Annotated in this window: 9 protein-coding genes; 2 read left to right on the top strand and 7 right to left on the bottom strand. The window is 54.4% G+C overall.

Annotated features, from left to right (window positions below; genetic code table 11):
- Window positions 1-96: 96 nt before the first annotated feature.
- A complete protein-coding gene (locus QBD29_RS11035; protein ID WP_280098147.1) occupies window positions 97-750 on the bottom strand; it encodes a hypothetical protein in 654 nt (217 codons plus the stop codon).
- Between the two features lie 166 nt (window positions 751-916).
- Here QBD29_RS11035 and metG point away from each other — a divergent pair, with 166 nt between their 5' ends.
- Window positions 917-2,626 (top strand): methionine--tRNA ligase, encoded by a 1,710-nt coding sequence (gene metG, locus QBD29_RS11040; protein ID WP_280098148.1) that lies wholly within the window; start codon window positions 917-919, stop codon window positions 2,624-2,626.
- Between the two features lie 2 nt (window positions 2,627-2,628).
- Here the strand turns inward: metG and QBD29_RS11045 are convergent, their stop codons facing one another.
- The 6 genes from QBD29_RS11045 to QBD29_RS11070 all read right to left on the bottom strand — a co-directional run bounded on the left by QBD29_RS11045 (window position 2,629) and on the right by QBD29_RS11070 (window position 11,190).
- The gene (locus QBD29_RS11045) at window positions 2,629-3,021 is read right to left on the bottom strand and encodes a hypothetical protein (protein ID WP_280098149.1); all 393 of its coding nucleotides are present in this window, start codon (window positions 3,019-3,021) and stop codon (window positions 2,629-2,631) included.
- Between the two features lie 145 nt (window positions 3,022-3,166).
- Window positions 3,167-5,059 (bottom strand): acyl-CoA synthetase, encoded by a 1,893-nt coding sequence (locus tag QBD29_RS11050; RefSeq protein ID WP_280098150.1) that lies wholly within the window; start codon window positions 5,057-5,059, stop codon window positions 3,167-3,169.
- 193 nt (window positions 5,060-5,252) lie between these two features.
- Window positions 5,253-5,678: a peptidoglycan-binding protein LysM gene (gene lysM, locus QBD29_RS11055; RefSeq protein WP_280098151.1), complete on the bottom strand. Its 426-nt coding sequence runs from the start codon at window positions 5,676-5,678 to the stop codon at window positions 5,253-5,255.
- A 102-nt stretch (window positions 5,679-5,780) separates the two neighbouring features.
- On the bottom strand, window positions 5,781-8,315 hold the full coding sequence (locus tag QBD29_RS11060) for a PBP1A family penicillin-binding protein (RefSeq protein ID WP_280098152.1): 2,535 nt from the start codon (window positions 8,313-8,315) through the stop codon (window positions 5,781-5,783).
- A 309-nt stretch (window positions 8,316-8,624) separates the two neighbouring features.
- Entirely contained in the window at window positions 8,625-9,857 is a 1,233-nt protein-coding gene (locus QBD29_RS11065) for a PAS-domain containing protein (protein WP_280098153.1), read from the bottom strand.
- A 94-nt stretch (window positions 9,858-9,951) separates the two neighbouring features.
- Window positions 9,952-11,190, bottom strand: coding sequence for an N-acetylmuramoyl-L-alanine amidase (locus tag QBD29_RS11070; protein WP_280098154.1), 1,239 nt, complete (start codon window positions 11,188-11,190; stop codon window positions 9,952-9,954).
- 474 nt (window positions 11,191-11,664) lie between these two features.
- Here QBD29_RS11070 and QBD29_RS11075 point away from each other — a divergent pair, with 474 nt between their 5' ends.
- Complete coding sequence (locus QBD29_RS11075) at window positions 11,665-14,364, top strand: ribonuclease E/G (protein WP_280098155.1); 2,700 nt, start codon at window positions 11,665-11,667, stop codon at window positions 14,362-14,364.
- Window positions 14,365-14,761 lie beyond the last annotated feature (397 nt).

The following is a 14,761-nucleotide window of genomic DNA, read 5'->3' on the forward strand; positions in this document are numbered from 1 at the left end:
TCCTCTACGCAGCACTACGCAAGCGAACAAGCCCACATCATTCTTTTGAGCAAAAATATCCTCGGGGTTTGGGGTGAAACCCCAACGGCATTCAATTCACCCCCACGTGCGGGGCAACGCATCCCCCAACGTGTCAAAATCCAGCGCTGCAATGTAATTTGGCATTGAATGATCCAGCCCGGGGTTGGTTTCTGGCGCAATCAACTGCACCGTTTTGCCCAACCGTCGAAAGCCGATTTCGCTCGGCGGCACATGGGTCACCAGATCGTCCAACCGGCAGATATTCAAAATCTTACTTTCATTCTTCACCCGCCGCGCCCCTAATTTTACGCGCGGTGACGCAAACCCAACCGCAGGAACCCCCAGCCACGATCCCAAAATCTGCGCCGTCGCCGCGCCCAGCGAATGACCGATCACAAATTGCGCGTCATGTTCCTTGGCAAACTTCCCAATCAGATTGGCGTGGCTGTTAAACCCAGAATGCAAAACCGCCCCTGTTTTTGACTTGGCCGAAGCTTTGGCTTTGTACCGTTTGCCCAAAATATTATAGACGTTCACATTGCGCATCCAATCCACCAGCTCATTGGAGCCAGGAATCAACAGCACCTTATGATCCAGCATCATGGCCTGCGCCCCACGCCGATCCATATGCGCCACCACGCCCTGTGCGGGGCGCCCCCGCTTTAACGCTTTTGCAGCTGCGTAACTCTTCAGCGCCAAATCCGCGCAATTCTCGATTGATAATCTCATCACTGGTCTCCAAATTTCAAAAATAAAACATGTCACCACCCTAACGCGAAAACCCAAAACAACACAAGAAATCCGCATCAAAGCGGCCCAAGCCACGTTTGCCTCTTTTGCCTTTTCTCAACATCCGTTACATCAACAGAACACGCATTCAGCAAAGACACGTATCATGGCCCGTATCCTCATCACCTCCGCCATTCCCTACATCAACGGGATCAAACACCTCGGTAATCTTGTGGGCAGCCAACTGCCCGCCGATCTTTACGCGCGCTACAACCGCGCACGCGGCAACGAAGTGATGTTCATCTGCGCCACAGACGAACATGGCACACCCGCCGAACTCGCCGCCGCAAAGGCCGGCAAACCCGTGGCGGAATACTGCAAAGACATGCACGCCGTGCAATCCAAACTGGCCGATGGCTTCCGCCTGTCATTCGATCACTACGGTCGGTCCTCCTCGGAACGCAATCACAAACTCACCCAACATTTTGCAGGCAAACTCGCTGATGCAGGCCTCATCGAAGAAGTGTCCGAAACCCAAGTCTACTCCAACGCCGATGGCCGCTTCCTGCCCGACCGCTATATCGAAGGCACCTGCCCCAACTGCGGCTCCGAAGACGCCCGCGGCGATCAGTGTGAAAACTGCACAAAACAGCTCGACCCAACGGACCTGATCAACCCGCGCTCCGCCATTTCAGGCTCCACAGACCTCGAAGTGCGCGACACAAAACACCTCTACCTGCGCCAATCCAACCTCAAAGACAAACTCGACGATTGGATCAGCAGCAAAACCGATTGGCCCGTCCTGACCACCTCCATCGCCAAAAAATGGCTCCACGATGGCGAAGGCCTGCGCGACCGTGGCATCACCCGCGATCTTGATTGGGGCATCCCCGTCAAACGCGGCACCGAAGACTGGCCTGGCATGGAAGGCAAAGTCTTCTACGTCTGGTTCGACGCGCCTATCGAATACATCGCGGGCACAGCAGAATGGGCCGATGCCAACGGCAAAACCGACGCGGATTGGGAACGCTGGTGGCGCACCGACAAAGGCGCGGACGATGTGACCTATGTGCAGTTCATGGGCAAAGACAACGTGCCCTTCCACACGCTCTCCTTCCCCGCCACCATCATGGGCTCGGGCGAGCCGTGGAAGCTTGTCGATTACATCAAATCCTTCAACTACCTCAACTACGATGGTGGGCAATTCTCCACGTCCAAAGGCCGCGGCGTCTTCATGGATCAAGCGCTCGACATCCTGCCATCCGACTACTGGCGCTGGTGGCTGCTGTCTCATGCGCCCGAAAGCTCGGATTCTGAATTCACATGGGACGACTTCCAAGCCTCTGTGAACTCCGACCTCGCCAACGTGCTTGGCAACTTCGTCTCCCGCGTCACGAAATTCTGCCGCTCGAAATTTTCCGAAGCCGTGCCAGACGGCCCCGATTACGGTCCAGCCGAACAAGCAGTCATCGACGCATTACAAACCCGCCTCACCGCCTATGAAGGCTTCATGGAAGCCATGGAAGTGCGCAAAGCCGCGTCCGAGCTACGTGCCATCTGGACCCTGGGCAATGAATATCTGCAAGAACAGGCCCCATGGTCCGTCTTCAAAACAGACGAAGCCACAGCCGCAATGCAAATCCGTTTTGCCCTCAACCTCATCCCGTTCTATGCGGCGCTGTCCGAACCCTTCATCCCCGACGCCGCCGACGCGCTGGCGGCCGCGATGAACACACCGCTCGCATGGCCAAACTCCGCATCCGAGGCCCTGAACCTGCTCCCCGCAGGCCACGCCTTCACTGTCCCCGACATCACCTTCGCCAAAATCACTGATGATGCGCGCGATGAAATGCAGGCAAAGTTCGCAGGCAACTAACCCTATTTTACGGTAATCACGTACCTTACTTTGAAAGTGTGGTTGCCCTCCGTCGCCTTCCAGTGGATGGAAAACCGATCTTTTCCAGCAACCTGACCCGCCCTGTAGTCAGCAATATTTGCATTTATTTTCTCATTTGGGCACGCATCTGGTGACGAAACGCCTGTACGGTAAGAAAGCTCACCCAACTTAACTTTCCCAAAAACCTTCGGAACTGGCGGCTTTTTGTGCCATTCGCATGTGCTCTTACTATAGAGAATCATGTTTTGAATCTTAACCGTCTCACCCTTTTTGATTGTCTTTTTCACCGTCCAACGCGTTTCAGACGCTTGCGCGATGGCACCACTAAAAAAGGCGCACATCAGCCCCACACATACAATTTTGAAAATCCGCATCCTATGTATTCCCCGTTCCTAAAAAAATGAGTGACACATGCCTAACACGTGTCCGCGCCCATAAAAAAGGGGCAGCCGCCGCCGCCCCTCTTCTTCTGTCTAGAAATATCCTAGGGGTCTGGGGACAACGTCCCCAGTCCAGCGCTTACGCCCATTCCCATGGGTTGATGAACGCACCAAGCACACCGTTCACGGCCTCATCGCTCACGCTTGCATCAGATTTCTCCAACTGCGCAACCAACCCGCGTTTCTTGTCCTCAATCACTTTCACAACAGATGCAGCAACGCCCGCTTCGGCCAAGGCCCCATTGTAAATCCGCGTAATAGCAGAGCGCCGCAAATCTGGCTTAAAGATTTTGCCAACGGCGGTCTTGGGCAGTTCGTCCATAATTTCCAAATGCTTTGGACGCGCGGCTTTTTCATGCACATGCTCACCGGCATAGGCCATCAACTCGTCCACCGTCGCACTGGCCCCTTCGACCAGTTCCACAAATGCACAGGGCACTTCGCCTGAATGGGCATCTGGCTGGCCAATGGCCCCCGCAAAGGCAACATCTGGATGTCCTGCCAAGGCTTCTTCGATCATGGCAGGATCAATGTTATGCCCGCCACGAATGATCAAATCCTTCGCACGGCCCGTGATCCACAAATAGCCCCGCTCATCAATGCGGCCCAAATCACCCGTGCGCAAATGCGTACCCCCAGCATAGAGGCCAACATTCTTGCTCGGATCGGTATAGGTCTCACCCACATTTACGCCCGCATTCAGCACACAAATCTCGCCCACTTCGTCAGGGCCACACTCTTTGATGATGCTGCCATCCTCGGCACAATCCAAAATCTTGATGTCCGTGTAAGGGAACCGATACCCAACAGAACCGATGACCTTTTCCCCTTCATAGGGGTTGCCCGACACCAGACAGGTCGCCTCGGTCATGCCATAGCCTTCAAGGATTTCCACACCCGTCACATCTTGGAACCGCTTGAACAATTCTACCGGCAATGGGGAGGAGCCACACATGGCCCCTTTCAGCGATGAAATATCCGCATCCACGGGGCGCTGCATCAAGGCCGCCGCTGCGGTTGGAACGGTCACCATAAACGTGGCTTGATAGCGTTCGACCAACTTCCAGAAATTATCAAACACCCCATCACCGCGATACCCTGCAGGGGTTGGGAACACGATATGCCCGCCCCCAAACATAATGGATGCCCAAAACACATGGGCGGCCATCACGTGGAACATGGGCAAGGGACAGATCACCACGGAATCTTCGTCCAGTGACAGAATATTCCCTAACATCCCATTAAACAAAATGCCCGAATGTTTGTGCTGGGCAATCTTTGGCATTCCCGTTGTGCCACCCGTATGGAAATATGCACAGTACGGATCGCTCATGTCTTCTTCAAACGTCAATTTGTCGCTCGGCTGGCTCGCCAGCGCTGCGTTAAACTCGATCACTTTGGCATTGTGTTTGGTTTCGACCTTTGGGCGGATCAGCGGAACGATGAATTTTTTCAAACCCGTCAAATGCGTCAGCAAATCAATCTCGACCACAGTTTCCACATTGGGCGCCCCTGCCACCGCTTCGGCCGCAAGTTGCGCCACTTCGGTTTTTGGAAACGCTTTCAAGGTGACCAAAACCTTTGCCCCAGTTTCGCGCAGCAACGCCGAAATCTGTTCTGGCTGCAAAGTTGGGTTAATCGGCGCAACAATACCCGCCGTCATCCCGCCCATCATAGTGATCGCGGTTTCATGGGTTGTTGGCAGCAAATAAGCCACCACATCCTTTGGCCCCACCCCAAGCGAGCGGAACAGGTTCGCTGCTTGCGTGATCTTATCCTTGGTTTCATTCCACGTCAGCGTGATATTCGGGTCCGTCGGCCCGCCCAACAACTGAAAACTCACCGCAGGCTTATGCCCGAACTTCGATGCGGTTTCTTCCAACTGTTGGTACACGGTTTTGGCCGTCCAACGGTCCTCTACCGGCATTTCCTTTTCAATCGCGACGACAGACGCCAGATCACTGATGGCCATTAACTATTCCTCCCAGAATGATGCTTTGCGCACCTTTATTTTCGGCTCGCAGCATGGGCGGAATTTACGCGAAGGGCAAGTGTGACGCAGGGAAACCCAATGTCAAAGTGGATTATTTCTCGGCCCCAAACACAAAAGCCCCGCCAACTGGCAGGGCTTTCTCATTTTAGGGCTGCGCACAGCCACAAAATTCTTACTTCGCTGGGATGCGCAGAACCTGACCTGGATAGATCTTGTCTGGGTGCGTCAGCATTGGCTTGTTCGCTTCGAAAATTTCGTTATAGCGGCTGCCGTTGCCCAGTGTTTTGGATGAAATGGCCCACAATGTGTCGCCCTTTTCAACCGTGTGGAACACGGGATCGTCGCCCCCTGCACTGTCATCTACTGCGGCCACGCCTTCAACGTTGCCCACGGCCAGAATGACCTTTTCTTTCATCTCTTGGCTTACTGCGGACCCGCCGACGGAAACCTTGTCACCGTCCACTTGAATGTCCAACCCCGTGGCGTCCAAACCCAATTCTTCGATTTCTTTAATCAATGCGTCTTTGGCTGGTGCTGCCTCTGCTGCGCCGCCTAACAGGGATTTCCCCGCACTTTTAACAAAATTCCAAAGTCCCATCAGTCTCTCCTGTTGCTGGTCTTGAAAGGCAAATTGCCCATGGCACACAGTTGGGTATTCGCCCCCCAATTTCAAGACCAATCAAAGAAATAGAACCTTGATTTAGTACAAACCACCAGAGGACAGCGAACCAAAGGTCGCTTTTTTTGGAATAACCTTCTTTTTGCTAGATGAGGTCACAACCTCTTGGTCGTCGCCTTCACCAAACAGCTGCAAATCTTCGCCCATGGCAAAACCACCGTCGATGATGCTCAGCCCGTATTCTGGCTCTTCCCCTTCGCGGAACAGCTCGGCCACAACGTGGTCTCCCACAGCGTCGTCAGGCAAACGCGCACCAGAAAAACGGTCAAACTTCAGGAAATAGGTGTTTGGCGGCACTTCAAATTTGGACGCACCATACTGTTTGATCGCTTTCTTCATGAATGCGTTAAACACAGGGCCACACATCCCCCCCCCGGATGCACCCCGTCCCAATGATTGCGGACGGTCATACCCCATGTAACACCCAGCCACCACATTGGGCGTAAAGCCAACAAACCACACATCTTTTGCGTCATTTGTTGTACCTGTTTTACCCGCCACGGGCACACCCAGCTTGACCGTTGCACTCGCCGTGCCCCGTTCCACAACGCCGCGCATCATGGACGTCAGCTGATAGGCCGTGACCGCATCCATCACCCGCTCCCGATCCGAAGTGATCCGTGGCGACAGCCCGTCCTCAAGCGAGGCCAAACGACACCCTTCACACTGGCGTTGATCGTGGCGATAGATGGTTTTGCCCCAGCGGTTTTGAACGCGGTCCACCAATGTTGGTTCCACACGCTCCCCGCCATTGGCAAACATGGCATAGGCCGCGACCATCTTAATCAGCGTGGTTTCCTGCGCCCCAAGCGAGTTCGCAAGCACTTGCTGCATATCATTGTAAACGCCAAACCGTTCGGCGTAGTCGGCCACAACATTCATGCCCACATCTTGGGCCAAACGAATGGTCATCAGGTTGCGGGATCGTTCAATCCCCGTGCGCAATGGCGCAGGGCCGTAAAACTTGTTCGATGCATTTTTCGGCCGCCACAACCCTTGTGGCGTTTGAATTTCAATCGGCGCATCCACAACAATCGTCGCAGGGGAATACCCACTGTCGAGCGCAGAGGCATACACAAACGGTTTAAAGCTGGACCCTGGCTGACGCGCCGCTTGTGTGGCGCGGTTAAACACAGAATGCTGGTAGGAAAACCCACCCTGCATGGCCAAAACGCGGCCCGTGTTGGTGTCCATCGCCATAAACCCACCTTGAATGCGCGGGATTTGTCGCAACGACCAGCGCACAAACGACCCATCGCTGTCACTGGTGACGGCGCGAATGTGGATCACATCTCCAACGCTGAACAAATCGCCCGGTTTTTTGGCCTTTTTGCCCGCGCGCCCATTTTCCAAAATGGGCCGCCACCGCGCCAAATCTTTCATGGACAGGTAATGCCCATCTTCGTCCTCTGCTTCGCCTTCGATGCCGATACGCGCAGATTTTTCCCCCACTTCCAAAACAACCGCAGGCTTCCAACGGGGGATGTCACGGGCCAGTTTCGTTTTCCCAAGCGCCTCGCGCCAGATGGCTTCATCCGTCAACAATTCGGGCTCAATCTGCACCTTTGTGCCGCGATAAATCCCCAAATTACGGTCGTATTTTTCCAAACCGGCCCGCAATGCCTTTGCCGCTTCCCCTTGCAATTCAGGGTCCATCGTGGCGCGGATGGTCAAGCCACCGCCGAAGAATTCTTCTTCGCCAAAATCGCCAGACAATTGTCGGCGAATTTCATCGGTGAAATAGTCACGCGGCGGACGTTCGGATCGCGACGATGCGTATTGCCCACCTTGCACGGATCGCAGTTCGCTTGATTTTTCCGCCTCATAGGTGGCCATGGAAATGTAATTATTTTCATACATTTCCCGCAGTGTGTTGTTTCGCCAAAAAATCGCGTCATCACGGTGGCGCACAGGGTGGCGATTGGATGGCGACTTGGGCAAACTCGCCAAATACGCCGCCTCACCCGCGCTCAGATCCTCCAGGTTTTTGCCAAAATACGTATCTGCCGCCGCCGTCACACCGTAAGAGTTTTGACCGAGAAAAATCTCGTTCAAATACAGCTCGAGGATTTGATCCTTACTCAGCGTGGTTTCCAACCGCGATGCCAGAATGATTTCCTTGATTTTCCGCTCAAACGAGCGCGACCCGTCGAGCAGGAAGTTCTTCATCACCTGTTGCGTAATCGTAGAGGCCCCGCGCAACCGACCGCCACGCGCCGCATCGATACCCGCTTTCAGGATCCCTTGAATGTCATAGCCTTTGTGCTCGTAGAAATGTTTGTCCTCGGCAGAAACAAACGCTTGTTTCACGATGTCGGGGATCTCATCCGCTGGGGTGAACATGCGCCGTTCGCGGGCAAATTCATCCATCACCTCGCCTTTGATCGAATAGACACGGCTGATGGTGGCTGGCTCATAGCTGGCCAACGCCTGATGGTCTGGCAAATCGCGGCCATACATCCAAAACACGCCGCCCAAGATCATCACGACAAAAACCGCGCCGATCGTGGCTGCACTGAAAAACCACCCGAAAATATTTAAAATAAACCGCAGCACTGGCGAATCCCCACAAAACTCAGCTTCTTTCTATCGCCCCACCTGCGCAGGGTCAAAGCGGGCTTATGCCCGATGCGGCACGTTCCTGCCCACATCTGTTCTTTGACGTGATATCTAAGCCTTTCCTTGGGCATTTAAAGCATCCTGCCAAAAAACTTAAACATTCCCGCAAGACCGTTTTTGGCAGGCTGCGCAGTGTTGGTTAGATGCTCAGTCACTGGCCTTAACCACTGCGTGGATCAGGTTTAAAGTTGGTCGCCATAAACCGAATTGTGGGTATTTTCGTTGCGGTGGCGGCCCCAACGGCAATCATTGCGCGGCTTCGGCTGTATCCGCCCCCACTAAATCCCCACATATCTGGGACGCACCATCCATTTTCACAGGAATCGCAAAGGCGAATTGGCGGGCCACGGCCCCTTGCCGCGTGACAATCAATGTCCCGCCTTGCATCTCTGTCAGGGCCATTGCCAAACGCACGTTGCGATCCGCTTCTGCCGCTGGCTGTGGACTTGGCACACTCATGGCATCTTTCCCCGCAGTTTTATCGTGCAGCGCGGACTCAAAATCACGATCACTCACGTAAATCGACACCAGCCCCATATCATCCGTGCGTTGTTTATAGGTGATCTTCACGTCCACATAACGATCCTCCCCCTGATCCAACGCGGATTGCACCACCAGCGTCACCGCTCGGCGCAACAACGCCACTTTGCCAACCACCACAGGCATTTCACGGGCCAGTCGCAGCCGCAATCGCCCCCCACAGGCCACCGTGAAATCGGCAATCAGATTGCGAAGGGTGCAAAGCACATCAAAAGGCGCGTCTTTCACTTGGGACGGATTGAAATCCCGCTTTGATTCTTCGAGCATATCATCGGCCACCCGTTCCAAATCTTCCGCCGAACTCAGGATCACCTCTGCCGCACTGCGCTGTTCATCCGTTAAATCTGTACCCGTCAACACTTCGGCCATGCCCAAAATACCGTTTAAGGGTGTGCGCAATTCACGGCTTAACTCCTCTAACAACTTGGATTTTTCTTCGCCTGCAATTTGCGCAACAATGCTTGCCGCTTTCGCCTCTGCCTGTTGCAGCTTTAATTCCGTGATATCCGTCAGGGTCAGCGTCATGCCCCCGATGGAATTGGGAATGCGATCAGATCGGATGGTGCGCCCATCCCCTGCCCGCCGTTCAATCTGCATGACTTTTCGTTCCTGAAAATTGGCAATCAAATCGTCGAAAAACCGTTCTGCGGCCTCTCCTTCGCCAAAATCACCGCGATCCATTTGGAATTTAAAGAAATCCATCCACGGTTTTCCAGGTGCCATGACGGATTTGGGCGTGCCGTTCAATTCATAGGCCCGATCGTTGCAAAATTCGATTAATTGAGGCCCCAGCACGATGATCCCCTGCCGCCCCGTCAGCACCAACTCTTCGATCAGAATTTTGGGATCAGGGGCGCTGCGTTCGCGTTCAAACAGACGCGCAAACCCAAACCTGCGCCCCTGCGTCAATGTCCCGATCATACTGCGATCTGTGATCATATGGTCCCGCTGTACCTGCCAAATAAGTCCGTGCTATCAGACTAATCCGCCAAGCCTTAAGAAACCCATAAGACCGCTTAAACGAAAGATCACCCTATTGGCGCAGCAATCGCCCTTGCGCCGCATCTTCAACCGTCCAATTGTCCAGTGCATCAATCACACCCAGAACAACCTTGTCCCGCCAGCTTTGCGTCAACAGATTGTTCAGGTCAGACTTGTTCGACATAAAACCAAGCTCAATCAAAACAGACGGAATGTCAGGCGCTTTCAGCACCGTGAACCCTGCTCCCAAATGGGGCCGTTTGCGAATGCGGCCCACCGATTGCGCAATGCCGTTCACCATAAACTCCGCTAGCATTTCGCTGCGCGCATCGGTTTCCAAACGGGCCATATCCATCAAAACACCCGCGATTTGATCGTCTTGCTCTTTCAAATCCACACCCGCCAACAAATCGCTGCGATCATGCCCTGCCGCCAGTTCCGCTGCCATTTCGGATGAGGCCTCGTCTGACAATGTGTAAACCTTGGTTCCTGTGGCATTCCCTTCGCTCAACGCATCCGCGTGGATCGACAAAAACACATCGGCTCCCCGCTCGCGCGCCACCGAAATACGATCTGGTAGGGACAGGAACACATCATCACGGCGGGTCAGTTCCGCGCGATACCGCCCTGTGCGGATCAACGCTTCTTCCAACTCCAACGCGAACTGCATGACCAAATCTTTTTCAAGATATCCATCGCGAGTCGCCCCTCCATCAACGCCTCCGTGTCCTGGATCAATGACAACCACCACAGGGCGGTTCCCCAATTGACGCTCTTTGGCTTTGCCTGTTTCTGCCGCCTTTGGCAGAGCCCAACCGTCCTCTTCCCGCTGTGTGCTGAATTTGGCAAAATCCTCTTGGCTTGCCGCAATCATTGTAATGTCCAATGTCGCCGTGCCACGGGTTTCATCCACACGCATTTCGGTTTGCTCTGGCACCACCAGCCGATCCAAATCCATAACCAACCGCGACCAACCTGGGCGGAAAATCCCAAACCGTAAATCTTTGACGCCGACGCTTTGGTTCACCGCAGCTTTGTCAAATCCCGTCCAGTCAATTTCCTTAAAATCGAGTATCACCCGAGGCGGATCATTCAGCGTAAACACCCGAAACGGCACGGGTTGCGACAAAGCAAAGCTAAATGATATCGTGTCATTGCGGCCATCTTCAATCTTAGACGCCGCCGTATCCACCCGCGCCAACGCCTGCAAATCCTGCGCCTTGGTCGTGCCAGACACGCCCAGCATGCTCACAACCACAGCCACCAGCCAAATCGCCCGTCGAACCATCATTCTGCTCAGTCTCCAAGAGATCGTTTTTTTCGTTGCGTTTACCATACCTCAACCAAAAACTGATTGTAATTCCCCAATAACGTCCATAAGACTATTTTGTAACGGACAGGCAACCAGCCGCCGTTTTGACAGTTTCGCCAGCGGATCGCGGTGATGTTCAGGGCAGCACAAAGCGCCCGCACCCAGAACCCGATCCTTTGGCAGGGCCACATGGCCACCCGAATTGCGCGTGTTGCGCTTTGTAACATGCGCCAGAGCTTGGCATCCGACCATAAGGATGCTGGAGATAACCGCGATGAAGCGCGTTGAAACGATTGAAAATACGCACGGAACAGGCTTAACACCTGCGCCGTTTTTGTGTGTTCCAACCGCAAACGCCTCTCACATCGCCTCAAAATATCACGCAAACTCTACACTCAATCCTCCCTTAAACAGGGGGCCTGATTGTGCGGATGTGCGTGCGAAAGATAAAAAATGGCTAAAAAGATGCTTATCGACGCCACCCACGCGGAAGAAACCCGCGTTGTTGTGGTTGATGGAAACAAAGTAGAAGAATTCGACTTTGAATCAGAAAACAAACGCCAGCTGGCTGGCAACATATACCTTGCAAAAGTAACCCGCGTTGAACCGTCCTTACAGGCGGCTTTCGTGGATTATGGTGGAAACCGCCACGGTTTCCTCGCCTTTTCGGAAATTCACCCCGACTATTACCAAATCCCTGTGGCAGACCGTGAAAAGCTGCTGGCAGAAGAGGCCGAATACGCCAAAGCCATGGCCGAAGAGGACGAGCGGCGCGAAAAATCCCGCAAGTCCCGTCGCCCACGGCGCAAGAAATCCGAAGCTGCGGCAAACACGGACGAAGTTATCACATCCGATGTGATCGACATGGACGCAGACGGAGACGACAGTGGCCTCGTCGACGTGCCAGAAGCAGACGTAATCGAAACCCCAGCCGAGGCAGACGCCCCGGTTGAAGGGACCGAAGACGCCCCTAACCCCGAAGCAGAAGCCGTTGAAGCCGAAACCACAGAAGAAACCCCTGCCGAAGAAGAAACAACGTCTGACGAAGACACTCCATCCGAAGACACCCCTTCCGAAGACGACGAGGCCACAAAAGCCGCCAAAGAAACCGTCGCCGAAGAAGACGCAAAAGACGAAGACGACAGCGACGAACACGCCCGTGCAGAATTCCGCCCGCGCAAACCGCGCCCACGCCGCTACAAAATTCAAGAAGTCGTCAAAGTCCGCCAAATCCTTTTGGTTCAGGTCGTTAAAGAAGAGCGCGGCAACAAAGGTGCGGCCCTCACAACATACCTCTCTCTCGCTGGGCGGTACTGCGTTCTGATGCCAAACACTGCACGTGGTGGCGGCATTTCTCGCAAAATCACCAACGCCCCAGACCGCAAAAAACTCAAGGAAATCGCGAATGAGATCGAAGTGCCAGAAGGCGCAGGTCTCATCATCCGCACAGCGGGTGCGAAACGCACCAAAACCGAAATCAAACGCGATTATGAATACCTTCTGCGTCAGTGGGAACAGGTCCGCGACCTGACGCTGAAATCCATCGCCCCTGCGGCGATCTACGAAGAAGGCGACCTGATCAAACGCTCCATCCGCGATTTGTACAACCGCGAAATCGACGAAATCCTCGTCGAAGGCGAAGCAGGTTTCAAAACCGCCAAAGACTACATGACCATGCTGATGCCAACCCGTGTGGACCGCGTTAAGCATTACCGCGACACACTGCCGTTGTTCTCGCGCTTTCAGGTGGAAACCTACCTTGATGGCATGTTCAACCCAACGGTTCAGCTGAAATCAGGCGGCTATATCGTCATCGGCATCACCGAAGCCTTGGTCGCCATCGACGTAAACTCTGGCAAAGCCACCAAAGAAGGCTCAATCGAAGACACCGCCCTACGCACCAACCTAGAGGCCGCCGAAGAAGTGGCGCGCCAATTGAAACTGCGCGACCTTGCGGGCTTGATTGTGATCGACTTCATCGACATGGAAGAGCGTCGCAACAATTCTGCCGTTGAAAAACGCATGAAGGACAAGTTGAAAAACGACCGCGCGCGCATCCAAGTGGGCCGTATTTCTGGCTTTGGCCTGATGGAAATGTCCCGTCAGCGCCTGCGCCCTGGTATGCTTGAGGCAACGACACAACCTTGTGCGGCCTGTCACGGCACGGGCCTTGTGCGCTCAAACGACAACATTGCCCTTTTGATCCTGCGCGAGCTGGAAGAAGAAGGCACGCGCAAACGCTCGCGCGAGGTGCTTGTCACCTGCCCTGTGGACATCGCCAACTACCTGCTGAACGAAAAACGTGAGCATATCACCATGCTCGAAGCCCGTTACGGCATGGCCATCCGCATTGAATCTGATCCTCATATGATCTCCCCAGATCACAAGATGGAGAAATTCAAATCCTCCACACGCCGCATTCCAAAGGCCCCAGCGCAAGCCGCAGTGACCATCGACAGCGTAGAGCCGTTCGAAATGGAAGAAGAGGCAGAAACGCCAAATCCAGAAGCGGAAAACACCGACGAACAGCCCAAGAAAAAGCGCCGTCGTCGTCGTCGCCGCGGTGGCAAGGATCGCAATGAGTCGCAAGCGGCAGATGCGCAAAACGCAGATACCGCTGACGGTGAAGCGACCTCAACCGAAGGCGAGGCCACTCCAGCAGAGGCAACAGAAGCTGACGCCAAAGGCGAAGCCGCTCCAGCGGCCCCTCCCGTTCCTGAAGAAGCCACCGAAGAAGCGCCGAAAAAATCGCGCACAACGCGCCGACGCGCTCCTGCAAAGAAAAAGGAAGAGGCTGCACCCGTTGAGGCCGAAGCCGACGCTTCTACAGAAGAGGCAACCCCAAAAGAGGCCGAAGCCGCCCCTGAGGAAAAGCCAGCCAAACCGGCCCGCAAACCGCGCACACGCAAACCTTCAGCCAAGAAACTGGCAGAAGAAGCCGCCGCCGCAGAGGCCGCTGCCGCTGAAGCAGCAACACCAGCTGAAGACGCAAAACCAGAGGTCGTTGAAATCCCGATTGAAACCGCCCCTGAACCAACGCCAGAGCCTGCGCCGGAACCAGTTGCAGAAGCAGCCCCAGAGCCAGAAGCCCCCCCAGCAAAGCCAAAGCCTAAACGCTCTGGCTGGTGGTCCCGCGCCACGGGCAAAGGGTAACAATCAAAGGGCTGTCTTCGGACGGCCCTTTTTTCATCTGGGATAGGTGATGTTCAGGGTAAGATCACAGAATACTTTTTCCAGCGAATGTCAGGTCTTGAACCTTCCAATCCTCACTGGAAAAAGCTTCTGGATGCTCCGATCCATGATCGGAATGGGACAGCCGCAGGCAGCGAACAATGCAAGCGGTTTTCTCAAGGTGTAAGGCTTCAATGAAATTCACTCCCCGCGAATGCCTCCTAACAAACGCATAAAGTGAGCTGAGCTCTCCCTAAAAACGCGAAAAGTGAGCCGAGACTGCCCTGCAAGTTTCACCAAACAACGGTGGATTGAACAGGGCGTTTACTCGTTACTCACTTTACGCGTTCCTTGGGTATGACGCTGGTTTTGGGCAGAA

Origin of the sequence: Amylibacter sp. IMCC11727 (assembly GCF_029854195.1) — a bacterium.
GTDB lineage: Bacteria > Pseudomonadota > Alphaproteobacteria > Rhodobacterales > Rhodobacteraceae > Amylibacter.

Bases quoted from the DNA above. Each gene is read 5' to 3' on its own strand.
- QBD29_RS11065 (WP_280098153.1), bottom strand. From the start codon at position 9,857: ATGATCACAGATCGCAGTATGATCGGGACATTGACGCAGGGGCGCAGG.
- QBD29_RS11035 (WP_280098147.1), bottom strand. From the start codon at position 750: ATGAGATTATCAATCGAGAATTGCGCGGATTTGGCGCTGAAGAGTTAC.
- metG (WP_280098148.1), top strand. From the start codon at position 917: ATGGCCCGTATCCTCATCACCTCCGCCATTCCCTACATCAACGGGATC.
- lysM (WP_280098151.1), bottom strand. From the start codon at position 5,678: ATGGGACTTTGGAATTTTGTTAAAAGTGCGGGGAAATCCCTGTTAGGC.
- QBD29_RS11075 (WP_280098155.1), top strand. From the start codon at position 11,665: ATGGCTAAAAAGATGCTTATCGACGCCACCCACGCGGAAGAAACCCGC.
- QBD29_RS11050 (WP_280098150.1), bottom strand. From the start codon at position 5,059: ATGGCCATCAGTGATCTGGCGTCTGTCGTCGCGATTGAAAAGGAAATG.
- QBD29_RS11070 (WP_280098154.1), bottom strand. From the start codon at position 11,190: ATGATGGTTCGACGGGCGATTTGGCTGGTGGCTGTGGTTGTGAGCATG.
- QBD29_RS11045 (WP_280098149.1), bottom strand. From the start codon at position 3,021: ATGCGGATTTTCAAAATTGTATGTGTGGGGCTGATGTGCGCCTTTTTT.